Genomic DNA, 17,239 nt, shown 5'->3' on the forward strand with positions numbered 1-17,239 from the left:
GTAGGCCCCGCCCGCCCCAGGGGTCGCCGCAGGTCGCCTCCGCACACTCGTGCGACAGTGGTAGGCAGCGAAGGGAGCGCGAACGTGCTGATGGACAAGGTGGCGGCGATACTCGCCGAGGCGTCGGCCGAGGTGGTGGAGCCGCGCTTCCGGGCGCTGGCCGCCGGCGAGGTGATGGAGAAGGCGCCCGGCGAGATCGTGACGGTCGCCGACCGCGAGGCCGAGGTGATCATCGCCCGCCGCCTGCGCGAGCTGCTGCCCGTCCCCGTGGTCGGCGAGGAGGCGGTCTCCGCCGACCCCGAACTCGCCCAGGCCCTCCACGACGAGCCCGCCGCCTGGCTGGTCGACCCGGTCGACGGCACCGCCAACTTCGTCGCAGGCCGCCCCGAGTACGCCGTGATGTGCTCGCTCGTCCGCGGCGGAGAGACCGTCGCCTCCTGGATCTGGCAGCCCGCCACCGCCACCGCCTACTGTGCCGAACTGGGCTCCGGGGCCTGGCGCGACGGCGTGCGCCTGACCCGGCCGCCGGCACCGCGCGACGCCGCGAAGCTGCGCGGATCCGTGAAGAGCCGCTACCTCGACCCGGAACACCGCCGGCGTTTGCAGGCCAACGAGTCGGCCTTCGGCGAGGTCTCCCCCGGTCGGCACGCCGCCGGAATCGAGTACCCGGACGTCGTCGAGGGCCGCTTCGACTTCCTCCTCTACTGGCGCACCCTCCCCTGGGACCACGCCCCCGGCTCCCTGCTCGTCACCGAGGCCGGCGGCGTGTCCGCCCGGCTGGACGGCACCCCCTACCGCCCCGAGGCCCCCGGCTGCGAGAACGGCCTGCTGGTCGCCGCCGACCCGGAGACCTGGGAGCTCACCCGCACCACACTCCTGAGCGACTGACCGACCGCAACCACAGCCACGCCGCCACCGCCACCGCCACCGCCACCGCCACCCGCCACCGCCACCGCCACCGCCACCGCGGCAACCATGGTCATCCGGTCGCGGTCATGAATCGGCGCCCTGGTCCTCGGTCCCGAACGGGGCCTGCCCGGGCGCCGGTCGGCCGGCGATGACCGGCGATGACCGACTCCCCGCAGCGCGCGCCTAGCCGGCCCGGTCCCCCTCGGCCTTCCGCCCGGCGCCCACCACCTCGCGCAGCAGTGCACGGACCTCCCCCGCCGTGGCGTGCGGGTTGAGCAGGGTGAGCTTGAGCCTCACCCGGCCCGGCCCCTCGCCCGGGAGTTCGGTCCGCCCGACCACCGCCCGCCCGGTGTGCAGCAGCAACCGGCGCAGGCTGCCGTTGAGTTCGTCGACGGCAGCCTCGTCGGTCAGGCCCGGCGGCCGGTAGCGGAACAGCACGACGGTCAGCGCGGGTTCGGCGTGGAGTTCGAGCGACGGTTCGGCGCGGACGGCCTCGGCGGCCGACCAGGCGAGTTCGTGGCAGGCGTCGACGAGTCGGCCGAGCCCGTCGCGGCCGAGGGTGCGCAAGGTGACGGCGAGTTTGAAAGCGTCGGCCCGCCGGGTGGTGCGCAGCGAGCGGCCGAGCAGGCTGGGGTAGCCGGCCTGCTCGTCGTCCACGGGGTTGAGGTACTCGGCGCGGCGGGCGAGCGAGACGTAGGTCTCGGTGCGGCGGACCAGGAAGACGCCGGCGGCGGCGGGCTGCCAGCCGAGTTTGTGCCAGTCGAGGGAGACGGAGTCGGCGCGGTCGATGCCGTCGAGGAGCGGGGCGAGCCGGTCGGAGAGCAGCGCGCCGCCGCCGTACGCGGCGTCGACGTGCAGCCAGGCGCCGTAGCGGCCGGCCAGGTCGGCGGCGACGTGCAGCGGATCGATGCCGCCGGTGTCGGTGGTGCCGGCGGTGGCGACGATGGCAATCGGGGTGCGTCCGGCCCAGCTGGCCTCGGCCAGGGTCCGCTCCAACTCCTTTGGTTCCATCCGGAGTTGCCGGTCGACGGGGACGGTGGTGACGGCGCGCTCGCCGAGCCCGAGCAGGGCGGCGGCGCGCTGGACGGAGAAGTGCGCGGCCTCGGAGGCGACGACGCACGGCCGGACTCCGGCCGGGATGCCGTCCAATTCGACGATGCCGTCCAGCTTCTGGTCCCGTGCCAGCATCAGTCCCATGAGGTTGGACTCGGTGCCGCCGGAGGTGAGGACGCCGGCAGCGCGGGCCGGGTCGTAGCCGACGAGGGCGGCGAGTTCGGCGAGGAGGGCGGTCTCCAGGGCGGTGGCGGCGGGGGCCTGGTCCCAGGAGTCCAGGGAGGGGTTGAGGGCGCTGACCACGAGGTCGGCGGCGGCGGCCACGGCGAGCGGCGGGCAGTGCAGGTGGGCGGCGCAGGCCGGGTCGGCGGGGTCGGCGGCGCCGTAGGCGAGGAGTTCGGTGAGGCGGGCGAGCGCGCCGGGCCCGTGGGCGCCGGCCAGACCGTCGGCGACCAGCGCACCGAGCTCGGCCGGACTGCCTGCGGGCAGCGGCCCGCCGCGCAGGGCGATGCCGTGGTCGAGCGCGTCGAGGACGGTGGCCAGCAGCGGTCCGAGCGCGCCAGGCCCGCCGACGCCGCCCGCGAGGGCGTCCAACGGGGCGGGCCCGCCGGGCAGTCCGGCTGCGGCACCGGAACCCGAGCCGGAACCCGCATCGGAACCGCCACCAGCCCTCGAACCGCCTCCGACTCCAGAACCGGCCCCGACTCCAGAACCGGCCCCGACTCCGGCCCCGGAACCGCCCTCGGCACCGGAGTCACCACCGGCCCCGGCTCGGGCGCCCGAGCCTCCTCCCGAGCCTTCCCCTGAACCGCCATCGCCCCCTCGCCGCGCGCTCATTCGGCGCCCCGGGCCGCGGGAGCCGCGGCGCTCGCCGCAGCGACGGGTTCGACGGCCGCAGCGGCCGCGATCGCGTCGGCCAGCCGGTCGAGCACCGCGGCGACCTGCTCGTCGGTGATGGTCAGCGGCGGCAGCAGTCGCAGCACCGCGTCGTGGCGCCCGCCGAGCTCGACGATCAGCCCGCGTGCCAGGCAGGCCTCCCGCACCCGGCGGGCGAGCGCCGGGTCGGCCGGCCTGGCCCCGCAGGCGTCCGGATCGGCGGCGGGGTCGACGAGTTCGACGCCGAGCATCAGGCCGCGCCCGCGCACGTCGCCGATCACCGGCAGTTCGGCGGCGAGCCCGCGCAGCCGGGCGGTCATCCGCTCGCCGACGACGGCGGCGCGCTCGGCCAGCCCGTGGGCGGCGACGTGGCGCAGGGTGGCGGCGCCGGCGGCCATGGCGAGGGTGTTGCCGCGGAAGGTGCCGGTGTGGGCGCCGGGGCGCCAGCCGTCGTAGTCCTCCCGGTAGACGACGACGGCGAGCGGCAGGCTGCCGCCGATGGCTTTGGAGAGCACCATGGCGTCCGGGACGATGCCGCTGTGCTCGACGGCCCACATCGCCCCGGTGCGCCCGACGCCGGTCTGCACCTCGTCGACGATCAGCGGGATGCCCCGCTCGGCCGTGATCCGGCGCATCTCGCGCAGCCAGCCGTCGGGCGCGGGGACGACGCCGCCCTCGCCCTGGACGGCTTCCAGGATCATCGCGGCGGGCGGGACGACCCCGCCCGAGGGGTCGTCGAGCAGCCGTTCGACGTAGGTCGCGGCGAGGTCGGCGCCGGCCTCGCCGCCGACGCCGAACGGGCAGCGGTAGCCGTACGGGTAGGGCAGCCGGACGACCTCGCCGCCGCTCGGCAGCGGTTCCTTGACGGCGACGTTTCCGGTGAGCGCCAGGGCTCCGGCGGTCATGCCGTGGTAGGCGCCGGTGAAGGCGAGCGCGCCGGACCGGCCGGTGGCGGTCTGCATCAGCTTGAGCGCGGCCTCGACGGCGTCGGTGCCGGCCGGCCCGCAGAAGTGGATCCGGGCGCCGGCGGCGAAGTCGGCGGGCAGGCTCTCGAAGAGGGCGCTGGTGAAGTCGTCCTTCTCGGCGGTGGCGAGGTCGAGCAGGTGCAGCGGGGCGCCGCTGTCGAGGGTGCGGCGGATCGCCTCCAGCACCACCGGGTGGTTGTGCCCGAGGGCGAGCGTCCCGGCGCCGGAGAGGCAGTCCAGGTAGCGCCGCCCGTCGGCGCCCTCGACGGTCATGCCGTGGGCCCGTACCGGGACGATCGGGAAGGACCGGGCGTACGTACGGGCGGCGGACTCGCGTACGCGCTGGCGGCGCAGGATGGCCTCGCCGGAGGCCGGGGCACCGGCGGCTCCAGCGACACCGGCGGATTCGACACCTCCGACGGCTCCGGCGGCTCCGACAGTTCCGGAGGAGGAGGCCGGAACCTGGGCGGGAACGGCGGCGAGCGACAAGGCAAACCCCCAGAAGAAGTTAGGTAAGCCTAACTTTACCGCCCCTGACCTGGCGGGATACCCCATGGGCCCCCAGAACCACCCGAGTGAGTGAACCGCCCCCGGTCCTGCCAACGAGCCACCGGCGAAAAGGTCACGGCCCTCACCCCCGCCGACCCGGAGCCGCCCCGCCACCCTTCCACCGGTAGCAGAGCTCCGGCCGCCCCACGCTCCCGTACTGCGGTTCCCGCACCGCCCGCCCGGTGTCGACGAGGTGTTCGAGGTAGCGGCGCGCGGTGATCCGGGAGACCCCGGCGGCGACGCCCGCGGCGGCGGCGGACAGACCCGTCGCCGTCTCGCGCAGTACGGCGGCGACGGTGTCCAGGGTGGGCGCGCTCAACCCCTTGGGGAGGCTGCTGCGCTCGGGCGTGCGGAGCAGGGCGAACGCCTGGTCGACCTCGTCCTGCCCGGTCGCCTCGCCGGTGCGCCCGAGGCTGTCGCGGTAGCGGGCGTAGCGTTCCAGGCGGTCGTGCAGGGCGGCGGCGCTGAACGGTTTCAGCAGGTACTGGACCACGCCCGCCGACACGGCCTGCCGCACCATCGCCAGGTCGCGGGCCGAGGTCACCGCGATGACGTCGGTGGTGTGGCCGGCGGCACGCAGCGAGCGGCATAGGTGGAGGCCGTGGCCGTCCGGCAGGTAGAGGTCGAGCAGGGTCAGGTCGACGGGCCTCCCGGCAGCGCGGGCGCGGTCCAGGAAGCGCAGCGCGTCGGCGCAGCTGTGCACCGTCCCGGCGGCGTGGAAGCCGGGTTCGCGCTCGACGTAGAGGGTGTGCGCGGCGGCGGCCACGGGGTCGTCCTCGACGACCAGCACGGAGATCCCCGGCCCGGCGGTCACCTCGGTCATCGCGACACCCCTTCCCGTCGGCCCGGCTGCCCCGGCTGGCCTGGCTGGCCCGGCTGGCCAAGTTGCTCCGGGCTCCCGAGTTGCCCCGGCTGCCGCTCACCGGATCGTGCCGGCAGCCCAGCGAGCGGCAGCCGGACGGTGAGCACCGCACCCCGGTCGCGCCCGACCTCGACGCTGCCGCCGTTGCGCCGGGCGGCCTGGGAGACCAGCGCCAGCCCGAGACCGTGCCCGCGCACGTCCTGCTTGGTGCTCCAGCCGCGCCGGAACACGTCCTCGACGGCGGCCGGGTCGATCCCCGCCCCGGTGTCGGCGACGCGCAGCAGCAGGCAATCGCCGCCACCCGGAGCCGCGTCGCCGCCACCCACGCCACCCACGCCACCCACGCCACCGCCATCGATCCGCACGGTGACGGTGACCTCCGGCGGCACCGCGCTCTGCGCGGCTCCGGCGATGGCGGCGTCCACGGCGTTGTCGATCAGGTTGCCGAGGACGGTGATCAGGTCCCGCGCGGAGAGCCCGGGCGGCAGCAGCCCGTCGTCGATCCGACTGTCGTCGGTGAGGGCCAACTCCACTCCCCGTTCGGCCGCTTGGGCCGCCTTGCCGAGCAGTAGCGCGGCCAGTACTGGTTCGCCGACCGCCGCGACCACCCGGTCGGTGAGCTGCTGGGCGAGCGCGAGCTCGGCGGTGGCGAACTCCACCGCCTGTTCGTGGCGGCCGAGTTCGATCAGCGAGACGACGGCGTGCAGCCGGTTGGCCGCCTCATGCGCCTGCGCCCCGAGGGCCTCGGTGAAGCCCCGTACGGAGTCCAACTCTCCACTGAGCGACTGGAGTTCGGTGTGGTCGCGCAGGGTGACGACCCGGCCGAGGCCGGTGCCGATGGTGGAGGTGTTGAGCACCACCACCCGCTCGGCGGTCAGGTGCACCTCGTCCCGGACCGGCTCGTCGCCGAGCACGGCCGCGACCAGCGCCTGCGGCAGCCCCAGCTCCACGATCAGGCGGCCCTCCAAGTTGCCGCCCAGTCCGAGCAGTTCACGGGCCGCGTCGTTGCAGAGCACCACCCGGTGCGCGCGGTCCAGCAGGACCAGCCCCTCGCGCACCGAGCGCAGGGTCGCCTGGTGGTATTCGTAGAGGTGGCTGAGTTCGGCCGGCCCCATGCCGTGGGTGTGCCGCCGCAGCCGGGAGTTGGCGAGGTAGGTGCCCACACCGCCGACCCCGAGCGCGGCCACCGCCACCCCGACCAGGGCGAGCAGCGGGCCGCTCAACTGCGCGGAGATGGATTCCACCGTGAGGCCCGCGCTGACCAGCGCGATCACCTGGTGCCGGTCGTCCAACACCGGCGTCACCACCCGCACGGACGGCCCGAGCGTGCCGGTGTACGTCTCGCTGCGGGTCTCCCCCGCGAGTGCCCAGTCGATGTGTCCGAGGAAGCGCTTGCCGATCTGCTCGGGCAGCGGGTGGGTCCAGCGCACGCCCTCGGTGTCCATGACGGTGATGAAGGAGACGCCGGTGTCCACCCGCACCTGCTCGACGTACGGCTGGAGCACCGCGGTCGGGTCCGGCGTGGTGACGGCGGCCCGCACGGACGGCGAGTCGGCGACGGCGTGGGCGACAGTGGTGACCTGACGGCGGGCCGCGTCCTCGGCCCGGTCCGCGGTGAAGAGGTATGCGAGCACCGCACCGCCCGCCACCACGGCGGCGACGATGACCACCTGGACGACGAAGAGCTGCCCAGCCAGGCTGCGGACCAGCCCGCGGGGTGCCGGGAGCCGTCGGCGCGAGGGCGTGGGGGCGGTGCGCACGGACATGCCTGCCAGTGTGCACCACACTCCCGGGGTCCCCCAGGGGCCCGCGACAGGTCGGCGGCCTGCCGACGACCTGTCGACGAACGCCCCCCAGCCCCGTCGCACCCCACGGCCCAGCGGCACCCGGCCGTGAACTCTATGAACGCAAACGTGACCTCCGTCACGCCCAGGCCCGATAGTCAGAGCGGCCCACCACCCGGGGCCGCCAGGACCGCACGGCGAAGGAGCCGCAGATGTCGATCGATGGAGCCGCACCGGCGGGGGGATCCAGACGCAGGGACCGGACCCACTACCTCTACCTCGCCGTCATCGCCGCCGTGGTCGCGGGCATCGCGGTCGGGCTGGCCGCCCCCGGCTTCGCCGTGGAGTTGAAGCCGGTCGGCACCGGATTCGTCAACCTGATCAAGATGATGATCAGCCCGGTGATCTTCTGCACCATCGTGCTGGGCATCGGCTCGGTGACCAAGGCCGCCAAGGTCGGCAAGGTCGGCGGCCTCGCCCTCGGCTACTTCCTCGTCATGTCGACCGTCGCGCTGGCCATCGGCCTGGCCATCGGCAACCTACTGGAGCCCGGCGGCGGCCTGCACCTGACCGCCGCGCTCGCGAAGTCCGGCCACGCCCAGGCCGTCGCCGGCGGCGCCCAGTCGACGACCGACTTCCTGCTCGGGATGATCCCCACCACCACGTTCTCGGCCCTCACCGAGGGCAAGGTGCTGCAGACCCTGCTGGTCGCACTGCTCGCCGGCTTCGCCCTCCAGGCGATGGGCCCGGCCGGTGCCCCGGTGCTGCGCGGGATCGAGCACGTGCAGCGGCTGGTCTTCCGGGTCATGTCGATGATCATGTGGGTCGCGCCGATCGGCGCCTTCGGGGCGATGGCCGCCGTCGTCGGGGCGACCGGCACGGCCGCGCTGAAGAGCCTCGCGGTCATCATGATCGGCTTCTACGCGACCTGCGTGCTGTTCGTCGTCGTCGTCCTGGGCGCGCTGCTGCGACTGGTCGCCGGGGTCAACGTGTTCGCCCTGCTGCGCTACCTGGGCCGCGAGTTCCTGCTGATCCTCTCCACCTCCTCCTCCGAGAGCGCGCTGCCCCGCCTGATCGCCAAGATGGAGCACCTCGGCGTGAGCCGCCCGGTCGTCGGCATCACCGTGCCGACCGGCTACAGCTTCAACCTCGACGGCACCGCGATCTACCTCACCATGTCGTCGATCTTCATCTCCGAGGCGATGGACAAGCCGATGTCGATCGGCGAGCAGCTCTCGCTGCTGGTGTTCATGGTGATCGCGAGCAAGGGTGCGGCCGGGGTCACCGGCGCCGGGCTGGCCACCCTGGCCGGCGGACTGCAGTCGCACAAGCCCGCGCTGGTGGACGGGGTCGGCCTGATCGTCGGCATCGACCGCTTCATGTCCGAGGCCCGTGCGCTCACCAACTTCGCGGGCAACGCCGTCGCCACCGTCCTGATCGGGCACTGGACCGGCGAACTCGACGCGGACCGCGCCCAGCGGGTGCTGGCCGGCGAGGAGCCGTTCGACGAGCGGACCCTGGTCGACGCGCACGGCGGGCCGGTCGAGGCCCCCGAGGCCGTCCCGGCGACTCCGGAAGCCGTCCCCGTCCAGAGCGGCGCGGCCGCGGCCGCCTGAGCGGCCCCCTCATACGCCCCCGGTCCGGCGCCACCACCTCCCCCGGAAACGGCGCCGGACCGGGGGTTCCGCATGTCCGACGGGCCTTCGCCACAGGCCCTCACCGGTCCTCACCGGTTCTCGCGGGTCCCCACAGGTCCTCGCAGGTCCTCGGAGGTCCTCACAGGTCCTCGGAGCCGCTCACCGCCCAGGCCAGGCCACAGGCCGGGTCCTCCAGCGCGACGTGCAGATGGCGCAGCCCGGCGGTCGGCTCGTGCCAGATGAAGCAGCGCATCCGGGCCACCAGCGCGTCGACCTCCGCCCGGTCCGACCCGTCCGTACCCTTCGCGCCGGCCATCTCGACCAGCGCCCGCCAGAGCGCCAGCCGTCCGTGCGCCGAGCCCCGTCCGCGGTCCACGACGGCGGCCTGTACTAGCGCCGGATAGACCAGCGCGAACGGCAGGTACCCGCCGGTGACCCGGGAACTACGGGCCAGTTGGGCGGCCGCCTGCGGCGCCGGGCCCCGGACGCAGACCACCTCCGCCCAGTCCGCCAGTGCGGCCAGTGCCCGGGTCGCCCGCTGCCCGCCCAGCCGTACGCCCGATGCGGGCAGCGTCACGTCACCCAGACCCTCCCGGCTGGCCGGCAGGGTCAGCAGCGCACTGCGCGCGCCCCCGCAGGGCAGGTACTGGCGCACCCGCGCCCCCTCGTCCCATCCGGCCGCCTCCCACGGCGCCAGCAGCAGCGGCACGCCCTCCGGGTCGGGTTCGGCCCCGTACGAGAGGTCCTCGCCGAGCAGCACCCGGGTCTGCGCGACCAGTCGGCGCACCGGGGCCGGGACGAGCAGCGGGGCCAGCCGCAGCCAGGAATGCCGGGTCGCCAGCACCTCCCAGAGCGGACCGGCGTCATGGTCGGCGACCCCGGCGACCGTCCCCGGGCCGCCGTCCCGGTCGAACAACCGGACGGCCAGCTCCGGCGGCGCCGAGTAGGCGATCAGGTGGCCGAGCGGCGCGGTCAGCGCCGCCGCGGGCTCCTCCCCGGCGCGCTCCACGGCTGCCGCCCGACCCTGCCGGTAGGCGGTCAGCAGTTCGGGCCAGCGGCCGTCGTCAGCCAGGGCGCGGAGGCGGTGGTCCTCGTACGTGATCACGATTTTCAGCGTACGGGCCGGGGCGGCGCATCAGCTGACTTGGCGTCAGCTCGGTGCGTCGGGTGCCGCTTCGGGCGCCGCCCCAGGGCCTGCACCGGGCCCCGCAGCGGACCCCGCAGCGGACCCCGCGCCGGGCGCCGCTTCGAGGGCGGGCCCCGGCCGATGGTCCCGCTCGCCCTCCCGCTCATGTTCCCGCTCCCGCGCGAGGACCGCGCGCAGCCTCCCGTGGGCGCGGCGACGGGTGACGGCCAGCGTGCTGCGATGCAGGCCCAGCAGTTCGGCGGCCTCGTCGACGGTGTAGCCGTCGAGGTCCACCAGCACCACCACGCGGGCCTGCTTCGCCGTCAGGAAGCCCAGCAGTCGGAGCACCTCCCAGCGCGCCTGCAGCTCGGCCATCCCGCCCGACGGCGACTCGACCGGCGGCCGGTCCCGCTCCCGCTCGGCCGTCCCGCACGGATCGGGCAGCACGACCCTCCGCCGCTCCCGGCGCCACTGGTCGCGCAGGATGTTCGCCATCGTGGTGAACACGTAGGCGTAGGGCTGCGGATGGCTCAGGAACCGCTCCGGCCTGCGGGCGATCCGCAGATACGCGTCATGCACCACGTCCCCGGCGGCGAGCCCGCCGGTGAGCGACGCGGCCGCCCGGTGGAGCCTCGGCAGCATTTCCGTGAACACCCGGTTGAAATCGTCCGATTGACGATCGGCAGGCCTCGGACCGAAGTCCTTCCCACCGCCGCCCCCGCGTCCGCCACCACACCTACCGCCGCATTCCGCCATGCCGCTCTCCCCGGAAATCGGCACTCCGAAAGCCCAGTTGGGCAGGTCACAACCCAAAGAAAAGGTTGTGACACAGCTCACATCATAGGCCGTCGTCTCACTGTACGCAGTCATTCGTGCGCAATACGTCATCGGCCGGACGGGAAGCCGGAATTCACCCACCCCGTGGATCTGGACGGCCGGGGACACACCGCCCGATCCGTACCGCTGAGCGAGGAGAAACCGCCATGCGAGGTCGCATCGCCAGGAAGATCGCCACGTTCGGGGCCGCCGCCGCGGCCACCCTCGGCGTGCTCGGGACCACCACCCTGCCCGCCGCCGCCGCGCCCACCGTCGCCGACCAGACCATCACCGCCAATGCCATCGGAGCCTCGCCCGAGGTGGCCTCCGCCTCCTACCACTGCGTCATCACCGCGAACTACGGGTGGCGCTGGGAGGGCTACTGCAACGTCTACTCGGGCGAGTTGCGCACCATCACCTACTGTGCCAACGGCACGAGCACCACCGGCCTGTGGATCGGCGCCCGATCCCAGGCCTGGGACGTCTGGGGCAACTGCCCGGGCTCCACCTGGACCAGGATCGTGTTCCAGAGCCGGGGCTGAGGCACCGGCAGAGCCGATCGGGGGCGCTGTCCCGCCGGGGCGGCGCCCCCGCCGCGCACCCGCACCCCCCGGTGGGCGCCGGCCGGCCACACACCCGGAGAGGCAGCGAACAGATAACGACAAACAGATGACAGATAACAGATTTCATCCTCTGTCATCTGAAATCTGAACGCTGTCAGCCGTTACCCGGCGAGCCCTGCGGCTCCCCGCGCCGTCACCCGGATCCGCATCGGGCTCGCCGCGCGGAGCGTGATGCCCTGGGCGAGCGCCACCCGCTCGTCCACCGCCTCCATCTCGAAGTCCCGCAGCAGCACGCCCAGGCTCAGCACCGATTCCAGCATCGCGAAGTGCTGCCCGATGCACGCCCGCGGACCACCACCGAACGGGTACCAGGCGTAGCGGTGCCGGTCCTTCTCCTGCTCGGGCAGGAAGCGGTCGGGGTCGAAGCGTTCCGGGTCCGGCCAGTGCGCCGGGTGCCGGTGGGTGACCAGTGGCGAGACGACGACCTGGGCACCCGCCGGGATCACGTACCCGTCGATGACCGTCTCGGCGACCGCCCGCCGCCCGACCAGGGCCGCCGCCGGGTAGAGCCGCATCGCCTCCTTCAGCACCCGGGTGATGTACGGCAGCGACTCCAGGTCCGCCGCGGTCGGTTCCCGGCCGGCCAGCACGGTCTGCGCCTCCTGCTGGGCGAGCTTCCGCTGCTCGGGGTGCTTGGCGAGCAGGTGCAGCGCGAAGGCCAGCGAGGTGGCCGTGGTCTCGTGCCCGGCAAGCAGGAACACCAGCACCTGGTCCCGGAGTTCGGCCGGGTCGAGTTGCTCCCCGTCCTCGCCACGGGCCCGTCCGAGCAGTGTGAGCAGGTCGTCCGCGTCCTCGTCCAGGTCGCCGCGCGCGGCCCGCTCGGCGATGATCCGGTCGCAGACCGCGTACAGGGCGCGCTGGGCCTCGGCGCCGCGCCGGTTCGCGGGGGTCGGCCAGGTGCGCGGGATGCGGATCGCCGCGAAGCCCCGGTCCCAGACGTACTCACCGAGCACCGGGAAGCTGCGGTCCACCACCGCCACCGCCTCCTCGACGTCCGCGCCGAACAGGATCCGGGCGACGGCTCGCAGCGCGAACCGGGACATCTCCTCCGCCGCGTCCACGACCCCGACCGGGATCGCGTTCCACCGCTCGGTGAGCGCCCGCGCCTCCCGGGCGACGGCGCCCGCGTAGCCGTCCACCCGGCGGCGGGTGAACAGCGGCTGGACCAGCCGGCGCTGGCACTGGTAGTCGCCGTCCTGGCTGGTCAGCAGGCCGTTACCGACGCTGGTCCGCAACTCGTCGTAGAAGGCGTTCTCCTTGCGGAAGTTGGCCGCCTCACCGCCCAGCACCTGCTGGACGCCCTCCGGGGAGAACACCCCGTAGAACTCGACCCGCAGCCCGGGCGGCCCGACCCGGAACCGGACCACGTCCCCGTGGTCGCGGCGGGCGGCGAGGTAGGTGCGCAGCGGGCGGCGGGTGAGGTCGAACAGCGACCCGACCAGGGGGTTTCCGGCCGGCCCGGGGATGAGGGCGGTGGCGGCGGTCATCGGCACTCCATTCTCCGCAGGCGACCCACCAACCTAGCTGACGATCCATCAGCTGCGGAAGGCGTGAAAGCGCGGGGGAGGGCGCGAGAGGGCGCGACGGGGCGGGGATCACTCGTACTCGGTGCCGCCCCTGCGCGTCAGGTAGGCGTCACCGACCACCTTGGCGATCGCCCGTCCGCCCACCACCGGGCTCCAGCGCTCGGTCACCGGCCGGACCACCACGCCTTCGCGCAGGTGGAGTTCACGCCCGGAGACGGTCTCCTTGCCCTGGGCGAAGGCCAGCACGGTCTCCGGGTCGAACGGCCCCCGCCACAGTTCGGGCACCAGCGGCAGTTCGCCGTCGAGCAGTTCGGCGGCGGAGTACCACCTCAGCTGCCCGTCCACCACGGCCGACACGTCGAACACGGCGTAGCCGGGCAGTTCGGCACGGCCGGAGGCTCCGTACGTCAGGTCCTGCACACCGGCGCCGAAGACCTCGCCGAAGACGCCGACCCGCTCGGCGCCCAGCCGCTCGGCCAGTCGGGCCGCCACGGCGGGGAGGTCGTACGCGCGCACGGCCCGCCAGTACAGGTTGCGCTCGTCCTCGACCAGTGAGAGCCCCTGCGCCCCGATGCCCTTGGACGACACCCGGACCTCGCCGGTGGCGGCGGTGTACGTCATCAGGCAGCAGCTGCCGTGCAGCTTCTCGGTCAGCACCACGGGCTCGCCGGGCTCGAAGACGTCGGGGTAGCGCTTGAGGTTCTCGATGTCCACCCAGGGCAGCAGGTCGGGCGCGCTCAGCACGTCGCCGCTCATGGAGGTCGGTACCGGGGGCTGCCACTTGACGACTCCGAGCAGCTCGGCGAAGTCCTCGCCGCGCCCGGCGGCGTCCGCCAGGTCGGTGCCGGCGAGCGCGGCCGGCAGGCAGACGATGCCCTGGGACAGCTCACCGCGCAGCCGGACGGCCCTCACCCGGTCGGACTTGCTGCCGGCCAGCTTGCCCGTCAGGCCCAGCTCCTCGATCAACTTCACCGGGAGGACCGACTGTTCGGGGATGTAGACGGCGTAGTCGCCGGTCCGGTACCTGCCCTTGGCGACCACCGCCCGGTAGAGGCCGACCTGCGCGAGCTCCAGTGCGTCGGCGTTCGGGTGCTCCAGGACGACCAGCTTCTCCGCGGTGACGCGCAACGTGGACATGGACGGACCCCCCCTCCTCTTCTGGGCCGTTCGGCCCGGGTGGTGTGTACGGACTGCCGTACGAATCGCCCCCACTCTGTCCGCCCGGCCGCCCCCTGCGCGACGTAATTTCCCCGGCACCACGCTCACGCCGGCCCTCACACAGGCCATCACGCCGACCCCCGCAGCACTCCCGCTCCGGCGCCGTCCGTGCGCGTTTGAGCCTTCGCACAGCCGGGCGGAGAGCGCCGCCACACCCCGCCTGTGCGAAGCGACAGAGGACTTATCACTCGCATTTGCGGCACTATGATCACCGTAATGGCCGCACCTGCGGCCTCACTCCGCGCCCCTTCCGGCGCGCGCCCTGGAGGGGAAGCCCCGATGAGCACCCGTACGACCACCCGCAGACTCGCCGTCGCCGCCGCGGCGGCCCTCGTCCTCAGCCTCGGGGCCACCGCCTGCGGCAGCGACGGCGGTGGCAAGTCCAGCAGCTCCTCGGCCGCTTCGACGGCGGGCTCCTCGGCCTCGTCGGCGGCCGGTGGCGGCAGCGTCCCGAAGGCCACCGCCGACATCACCGTCTTCGCCGCCGCCTCGCTCAAGGAGACGTTCACCGACCTCGGCAAGAAGTTCGAGGCCGCGAACCCGGGCGCCAAGGTCAAGTTCAACTTCGGCGGCAGCTCCAGCCTCGCCACCAGCATCAACTCGGGCGCCCCGGCGGACGTGTTCGCCGCCGCCAGTCCGGCCACCATGAAGACCGTGACCGACGCGGGCGGCGCGAGCGGCGACCCGAAGACCTTCGTCAAGAACACGCTCACCATCGCCGTGCCCAAGGGCAACCCCAAGCACGTCGCGGGCCTGAACGACCTCACCGCCTCCGGTGTGAAGGTCGCGCTGTGCGCAAAGGAGGTGCCGTGCGGCGCCGCCGCCCTGACCGCGCTCAAGGCCGCCAACGTCAACCTCACCCCGGTCACCCTGGAGCAGGACGTCAAGGGCGCGCTGACCAAGGTCGAGCTCGGCGAGGTCGACGCCTCGCTCGTGTACAAGACCGACGTGAAGGCGGACGCTGGGAAGATCGACAGCGTGGACTTCCCCGAGGCCGACAAGGCCGTGAACGACTACCCGATCGCCGCCCTGGCCAAGGCCCCGAACAAGGACGGCGCCGCCGCCTTCGTCGCGTACATCCAGTCGCCCGAGGCCAAGCAGGTGCTCACCACGGCGGGCTTCCAGGCGCCGTGAGCGACCGCACCACCAAGCGCACCACCGACACCGGGCGCACCACCGAGCGCGCCACCGGCACCGGGCCCGGCGTGGCAGGAACGGCGAAAGCCCTGCCACGCCGGCGCCGGCGCACCCACCGCGTCCCGGTCACTCTGCTGCTCCCGGCGCTGCTCGGGCTGGCGTTCCTGATCCTGCCGCTGGTCGGCCTGCTCGTCCGGGCGCCCTGGAGCGGCCTGTCCGAGCAGCTCACCAGCGCCGCCGTCTGGGACGCCCTGCGTCTGTCGCTGATCTGCGCGACGGCGGCCACGGCGGTCTCGCTGGTCCTCGGCGTCCCGCTGGCCTGGCTGCTCGCCCGCACCGAGCTGCCGGGCCGACGGGTGATCCGGGCCCTGGTCACCCTGCCGCTGGTGCTGCCGCCGGTGGTCGGCGGCGTGGCACTGCTGCTGGTCCTCGGACGGCGCGGCATCGTCGGTTCCTGGCTGGACTCGGCCTTCGGCATCACGCTGCCGTTCACCACGACCGGAGTGGTCATCGCCGAGGCGTTCGTGGCGATGCCGTTCCTGGTGATCAGCGTGGAGGGCGCGCTGCGCGCCGCCGACCCCCGCTACGAGGAGGCGGCCGCGACCCTGGGCGCCTCCCGGCTGACGGCGTTCCGCCGGGTGACCCTGCCGCTGATCGCCCCGGGTATCGCCGCCGGGGCGGTCCTCGCCTGGGCCCGGGCGCTCGGCGAGTTCGGCGCCACGATCACCTTCGCGGGCAACTTCCCGGGCCGCACCCAGACCATGCCACTGGCCGTCTACCTCGCCATGGAATCGGACCCCGAGGCGGCGATCGCGCTGTCGCTGGTCCTGCTGGTGGTCTCCGTCGCGGTCCTGGTCGGCCTGCGCGACCGCTGGATGTCGACCCCGTGACGGCCCCGCGAGCCCCGGCCACCGCTGCCCCGACCCCCTGGACGCCGCCCCGATGAGCACCTCCCCCACCGACCCCACCGACCCCACCGACCCCACCGACTCGGCCGACCCCGCCTCCACGGCCGCCGCGGCTGCACCTGCACCCGCCCTCGACGCCCGGCTACGGGTGGAGCGCGCCGCGTTCACCCTCGACCTCGCCCTCACCGCCGCACCCGGCGAGGTGATCGCGCTGCTCGGCCCGAACGGCGCCGGCAAGTCCACCGCCCTGCGCGCCCTCGCCGGGCTGCTCCCGCTCACCGGCGGCCACCTTCGCCTGGACGGACGCCTGTTGGAGGAGCCCGGGCAGCGCGTGCACACCCCCGCCGAGGAGCGTCCCGTCGGTGTGGTGTTCCAGGACTACCTGCTCTTCCCGCACCTCAGCGCGCTCGACAACGTCGCCTTCGGCCCGCGCTGCCAGGGCCGCCCCAAGCGTGCCGCCCGGGCCGAGGCGGCCGGTTGGCTGGAGCGGATGGGCCTGGCCGACCACGCCTCCGTACGACCCGGCAGCCTCTCCGGCGGCCAGGCCCAGCGGGTGGCGCTGGCCCGGGCGCTGGCCGTCCGCCCCCGGCTGCTGCTGCTGGACGAGCCACTGGCCGCTCTGGACGCCCGCACCCGGCTCGACGTACGCGCCCAACTGCGGCGCCATCTGGCCGAGTTCGAGGCCGTGGCGGTGCTGGTGACGCACGACCCGCTGGACGCGATGGTACTCGCCGATCGGCTGGTGGTGATCGAGAGCGGGCACGAGGTGCAGTCCGGCAGCCCGGCGGAGGTCGCCCGGCGGCCGCGCACCGACTACATCGCGCGCCTGGTCGGACTGAACCTGTACCAGGGCGTGGCCGACGGCCACCAGGTCACGCTCACGGCCGGCACAGTCCTGGCCACCACCGAGGAGCTGTCCGGCCCGGCCTTCGTCGCCTTCCCGCCGTCCGCCGTGACCCTGCACCGCGAACGGCCCCAGTCCAGCGCGCGCAACGTGTGGAAGGCCGAGGTCACCGGCCTGGACCTGCACGGCGACCAGGTGCGCGCCGACCTCGCGGGCGAACTCCCGATGGCCGCCGACCTCACCCCGGCCGCCGTCGCCGAGCTGGGGCTGGCGCCCGGATCCGAGGTCTGGGCCTCCGTCAAAGCCACCCAGACCCACGCGTACCCGGCCTGACCCCGACACCGCGCCGGGCCGGGCCGGGCCGCGCCGGGCCGCCCGCGTCCCCGCCGAGCTCCTGCCCGCTGCG

14 protein-coding genes are annotated in these 17,239 nt (G+C 74.1%); 6 read left to right on the top strand and 8 right to left on the bottom strand.

What is annotated here, in order from left to right:
• The first annotated feature begins 90 nt into the window (after positions 1 to 90).
• Positions 91 to 888 carry an inositol monophosphatase family protein gene (locus tag ACIP37_RS10510; RefSeq protein WP_400805280.1) on the top strand — a complete coding sequence of 266 codons (798 nt, stop codon included), beginning with the start codon at positions 91 to 93 and terminating at the stop codon, positions 886 to 888.
• 204 nt (positions 889 to 1,092) lie between these two features.
• Here the strand turns inward: ACIP37_RS10510 and ACIP37_RS10515 are convergent, their stop codons facing one another.
• The 4 genes from ACIP37_RS10515 to ACIP37_RS10530 form a co-directional block, all read right to left on the bottom strand.
• Positions 1,093 to 2,556: a pyridoxal phosphate-dependent decarboxylase family protein gene (locus tag ACIP37_RS10515; RefSeq protein ID WP_400804895.1), complete on the bottom strand. Its 1,464-nt coding sequence runs from the start codon at positions 2,554 to 2,556 to the stop codon at positions 1,093 to 1,095.
• 239 nt (positions 2,557 to 2,795) lie between these two features.
• Complete coding sequence (locus ACIP37_RS10520; protein WP_400804892.1) at positions 2,796 to 4,292, bottom strand: diaminobutyrate--2-oxoglutarate transaminase; 1,497 nt, start codon at positions 4,290 to 4,292, stop codon at positions 2,796 to 2,798.
• 142 nt (positions 4,293 to 4,434) lie between these two features.
• On the bottom strand, positions 4,435 to 5,175 hold the full coding sequence (locus tag ACIP37_RS10525) for a response regulator (RefSeq protein WP_363579387.1): 741 nt from the start codon (positions 5,173 to 5,175) through the stop codon (positions 4,435 to 4,437).
• Positions 5,172 to 6,980: an ATP-binding protein gene (locus ACIP37_RS10530; protein ID WP_400843611.1), complete on the bottom strand. Its 1,809-nt coding sequence runs from the start codon at positions 6,978 to 6,980 to the stop codon at positions 5,172 to 5,174. Before ACIP37_RS10530 ends, ACIP37_RS10525 begins: the two co-directional genes overlap by 4 nt.
• A gap of 230 nt (positions 6,981 to 7,210) precedes the next feature.
• On the opposite strand from ACIP37_RS10530, the gene ACIP37_RS10535 reads away from it, so the two are divergent.
• Positions 7,211 to 8,614 carry a cation:dicarboxylate symporter family transporter gene (locus ACIP37_RS10535; protein ID WP_363579391.1) on the top strand — a complete coding sequence of 468 codons (1,404 nt, stop codon included), beginning with the start codon at positions 7,211 to 7,213 and terminating at the stop codon, positions 8,612 to 8,614.
• A gap of 160 nt (positions 8,615 to 8,774) precedes the next feature.
• Here the strand turns inward: ACIP37_RS10535 and ACIP37_RS10540 are convergent, their stop codons facing one another.
• A complete protein-coding gene (locus ACIP37_RS10540; RefSeq protein WP_363579393.1) occupies positions 8,775 to 9,740 on the bottom strand; it encodes a hypothetical protein in 966 nt (321 codons plus the stop codon).
• Positions 9,741 to 9,785: 45 nt separating this feature from the next.
• Positions 9,786 to 10,631, bottom strand: coding sequence for an RNA polymerase sigma factor (locus ACIP37_RS10545; RefSeq protein ID WP_400804884.1), 846 nt, complete (start codon positions 10,629 to 10,631; stop codon positions 9,786 to 9,788).
• A 113-nt stretch (positions 10,632 to 10,744) separates the two neighbouring features.
• On the opposite strand from ACIP37_RS10545, the gene ACIP37_RS10550 reads away from it, so the two are divergent.
• Positions 10,745 to 11,119, top strand: coding sequence for a hypothetical protein (locus ACIP37_RS10550; RefSeq protein WP_400804881.1), 375 nt, complete (start codon positions 10,745 to 10,747; stop codon positions 11,117 to 11,119).
• A 182-nt stretch (positions 11,120 to 11,301) separates the two neighbouring features.
• Here the strand turns inward: ACIP37_RS10550 and ACIP37_RS10555 are convergent, their stop codons facing one another.
• Both ACIP37_RS10555 and ACIP37_RS10560 read right to left on the bottom strand, forming a co-directional pair.
• Positions 11,302 to 12,687 carry a cytochrome P450 gene (locus ACIP37_RS10555; RefSeq protein ID WP_363579399.1) on the bottom strand — a complete coding sequence of 462 codons (1,386 nt, stop codon included), beginning with the start codon at positions 12,685 to 12,687 and terminating at the stop codon, positions 11,302 to 11,304.
• Positions 12,688 to 12,795: 108 nt separating this feature from the next.
• The gene (locus tag ACIP37_RS10560; RefSeq protein WP_400804878.1) at positions 12,796 to 13,863 is read right to left on the bottom strand and encodes an RNA ligase (ATP); all 1,068 of its coding nucleotides are present in this window, start codon (positions 13,861 to 13,863) and stop codon (positions 12,796 to 12,798) included.
• A gap of 360 nt (positions 13,864 to 14,223) precedes the next feature.
• On the opposite strand from ACIP37_RS10560, the gene modA reads away from it, so the two are divergent.
• From modA to ACIP37_RS10575, 3 genes are all read left to right on the top strand, one after another.
• Entirely contained in the window at positions 14,224 to 15,078 is an 855-nt protein-coding gene (gene modA, locus ACIP37_RS10565; RefSeq protein WP_400804875.1) for a molybdate ABC transporter substrate-binding protein, read from the top strand.
• Positions 15,079 to 15,149: 71 nt separating this feature from the next.
• Entirely contained in the window at positions 15,150 to 15,971 is an 822-nt protein-coding gene (locus ACIP37_RS10570; RefSeq protein ID WP_350875665.1) for an ABC transporter permease, read from the top strand.
• A 52-nt stretch (positions 15,972 to 16,023) separates the two neighbouring features.
• Entirely contained in the window at positions 16,024 to 17,166 is a 1,143-nt protein-coding gene (locus tag ACIP37_RS10575) for an ABC transporter ATP-binding protein (RefSeq protein WP_400804872.1), read from the top strand.
• The last annotated feature ends 73 nt before the right edge of the window (positions 17,167 to 17,239 follow it).

It is taken from the genome of Kitasatospora sp. NPDC088861, from assembly GCF_044750105.1.
Classification (GTDB): Bacteria; Actinomycetota; Actinomycetes; order Streptomycetales; family Streptomycetaceae; genus Kitasatospora.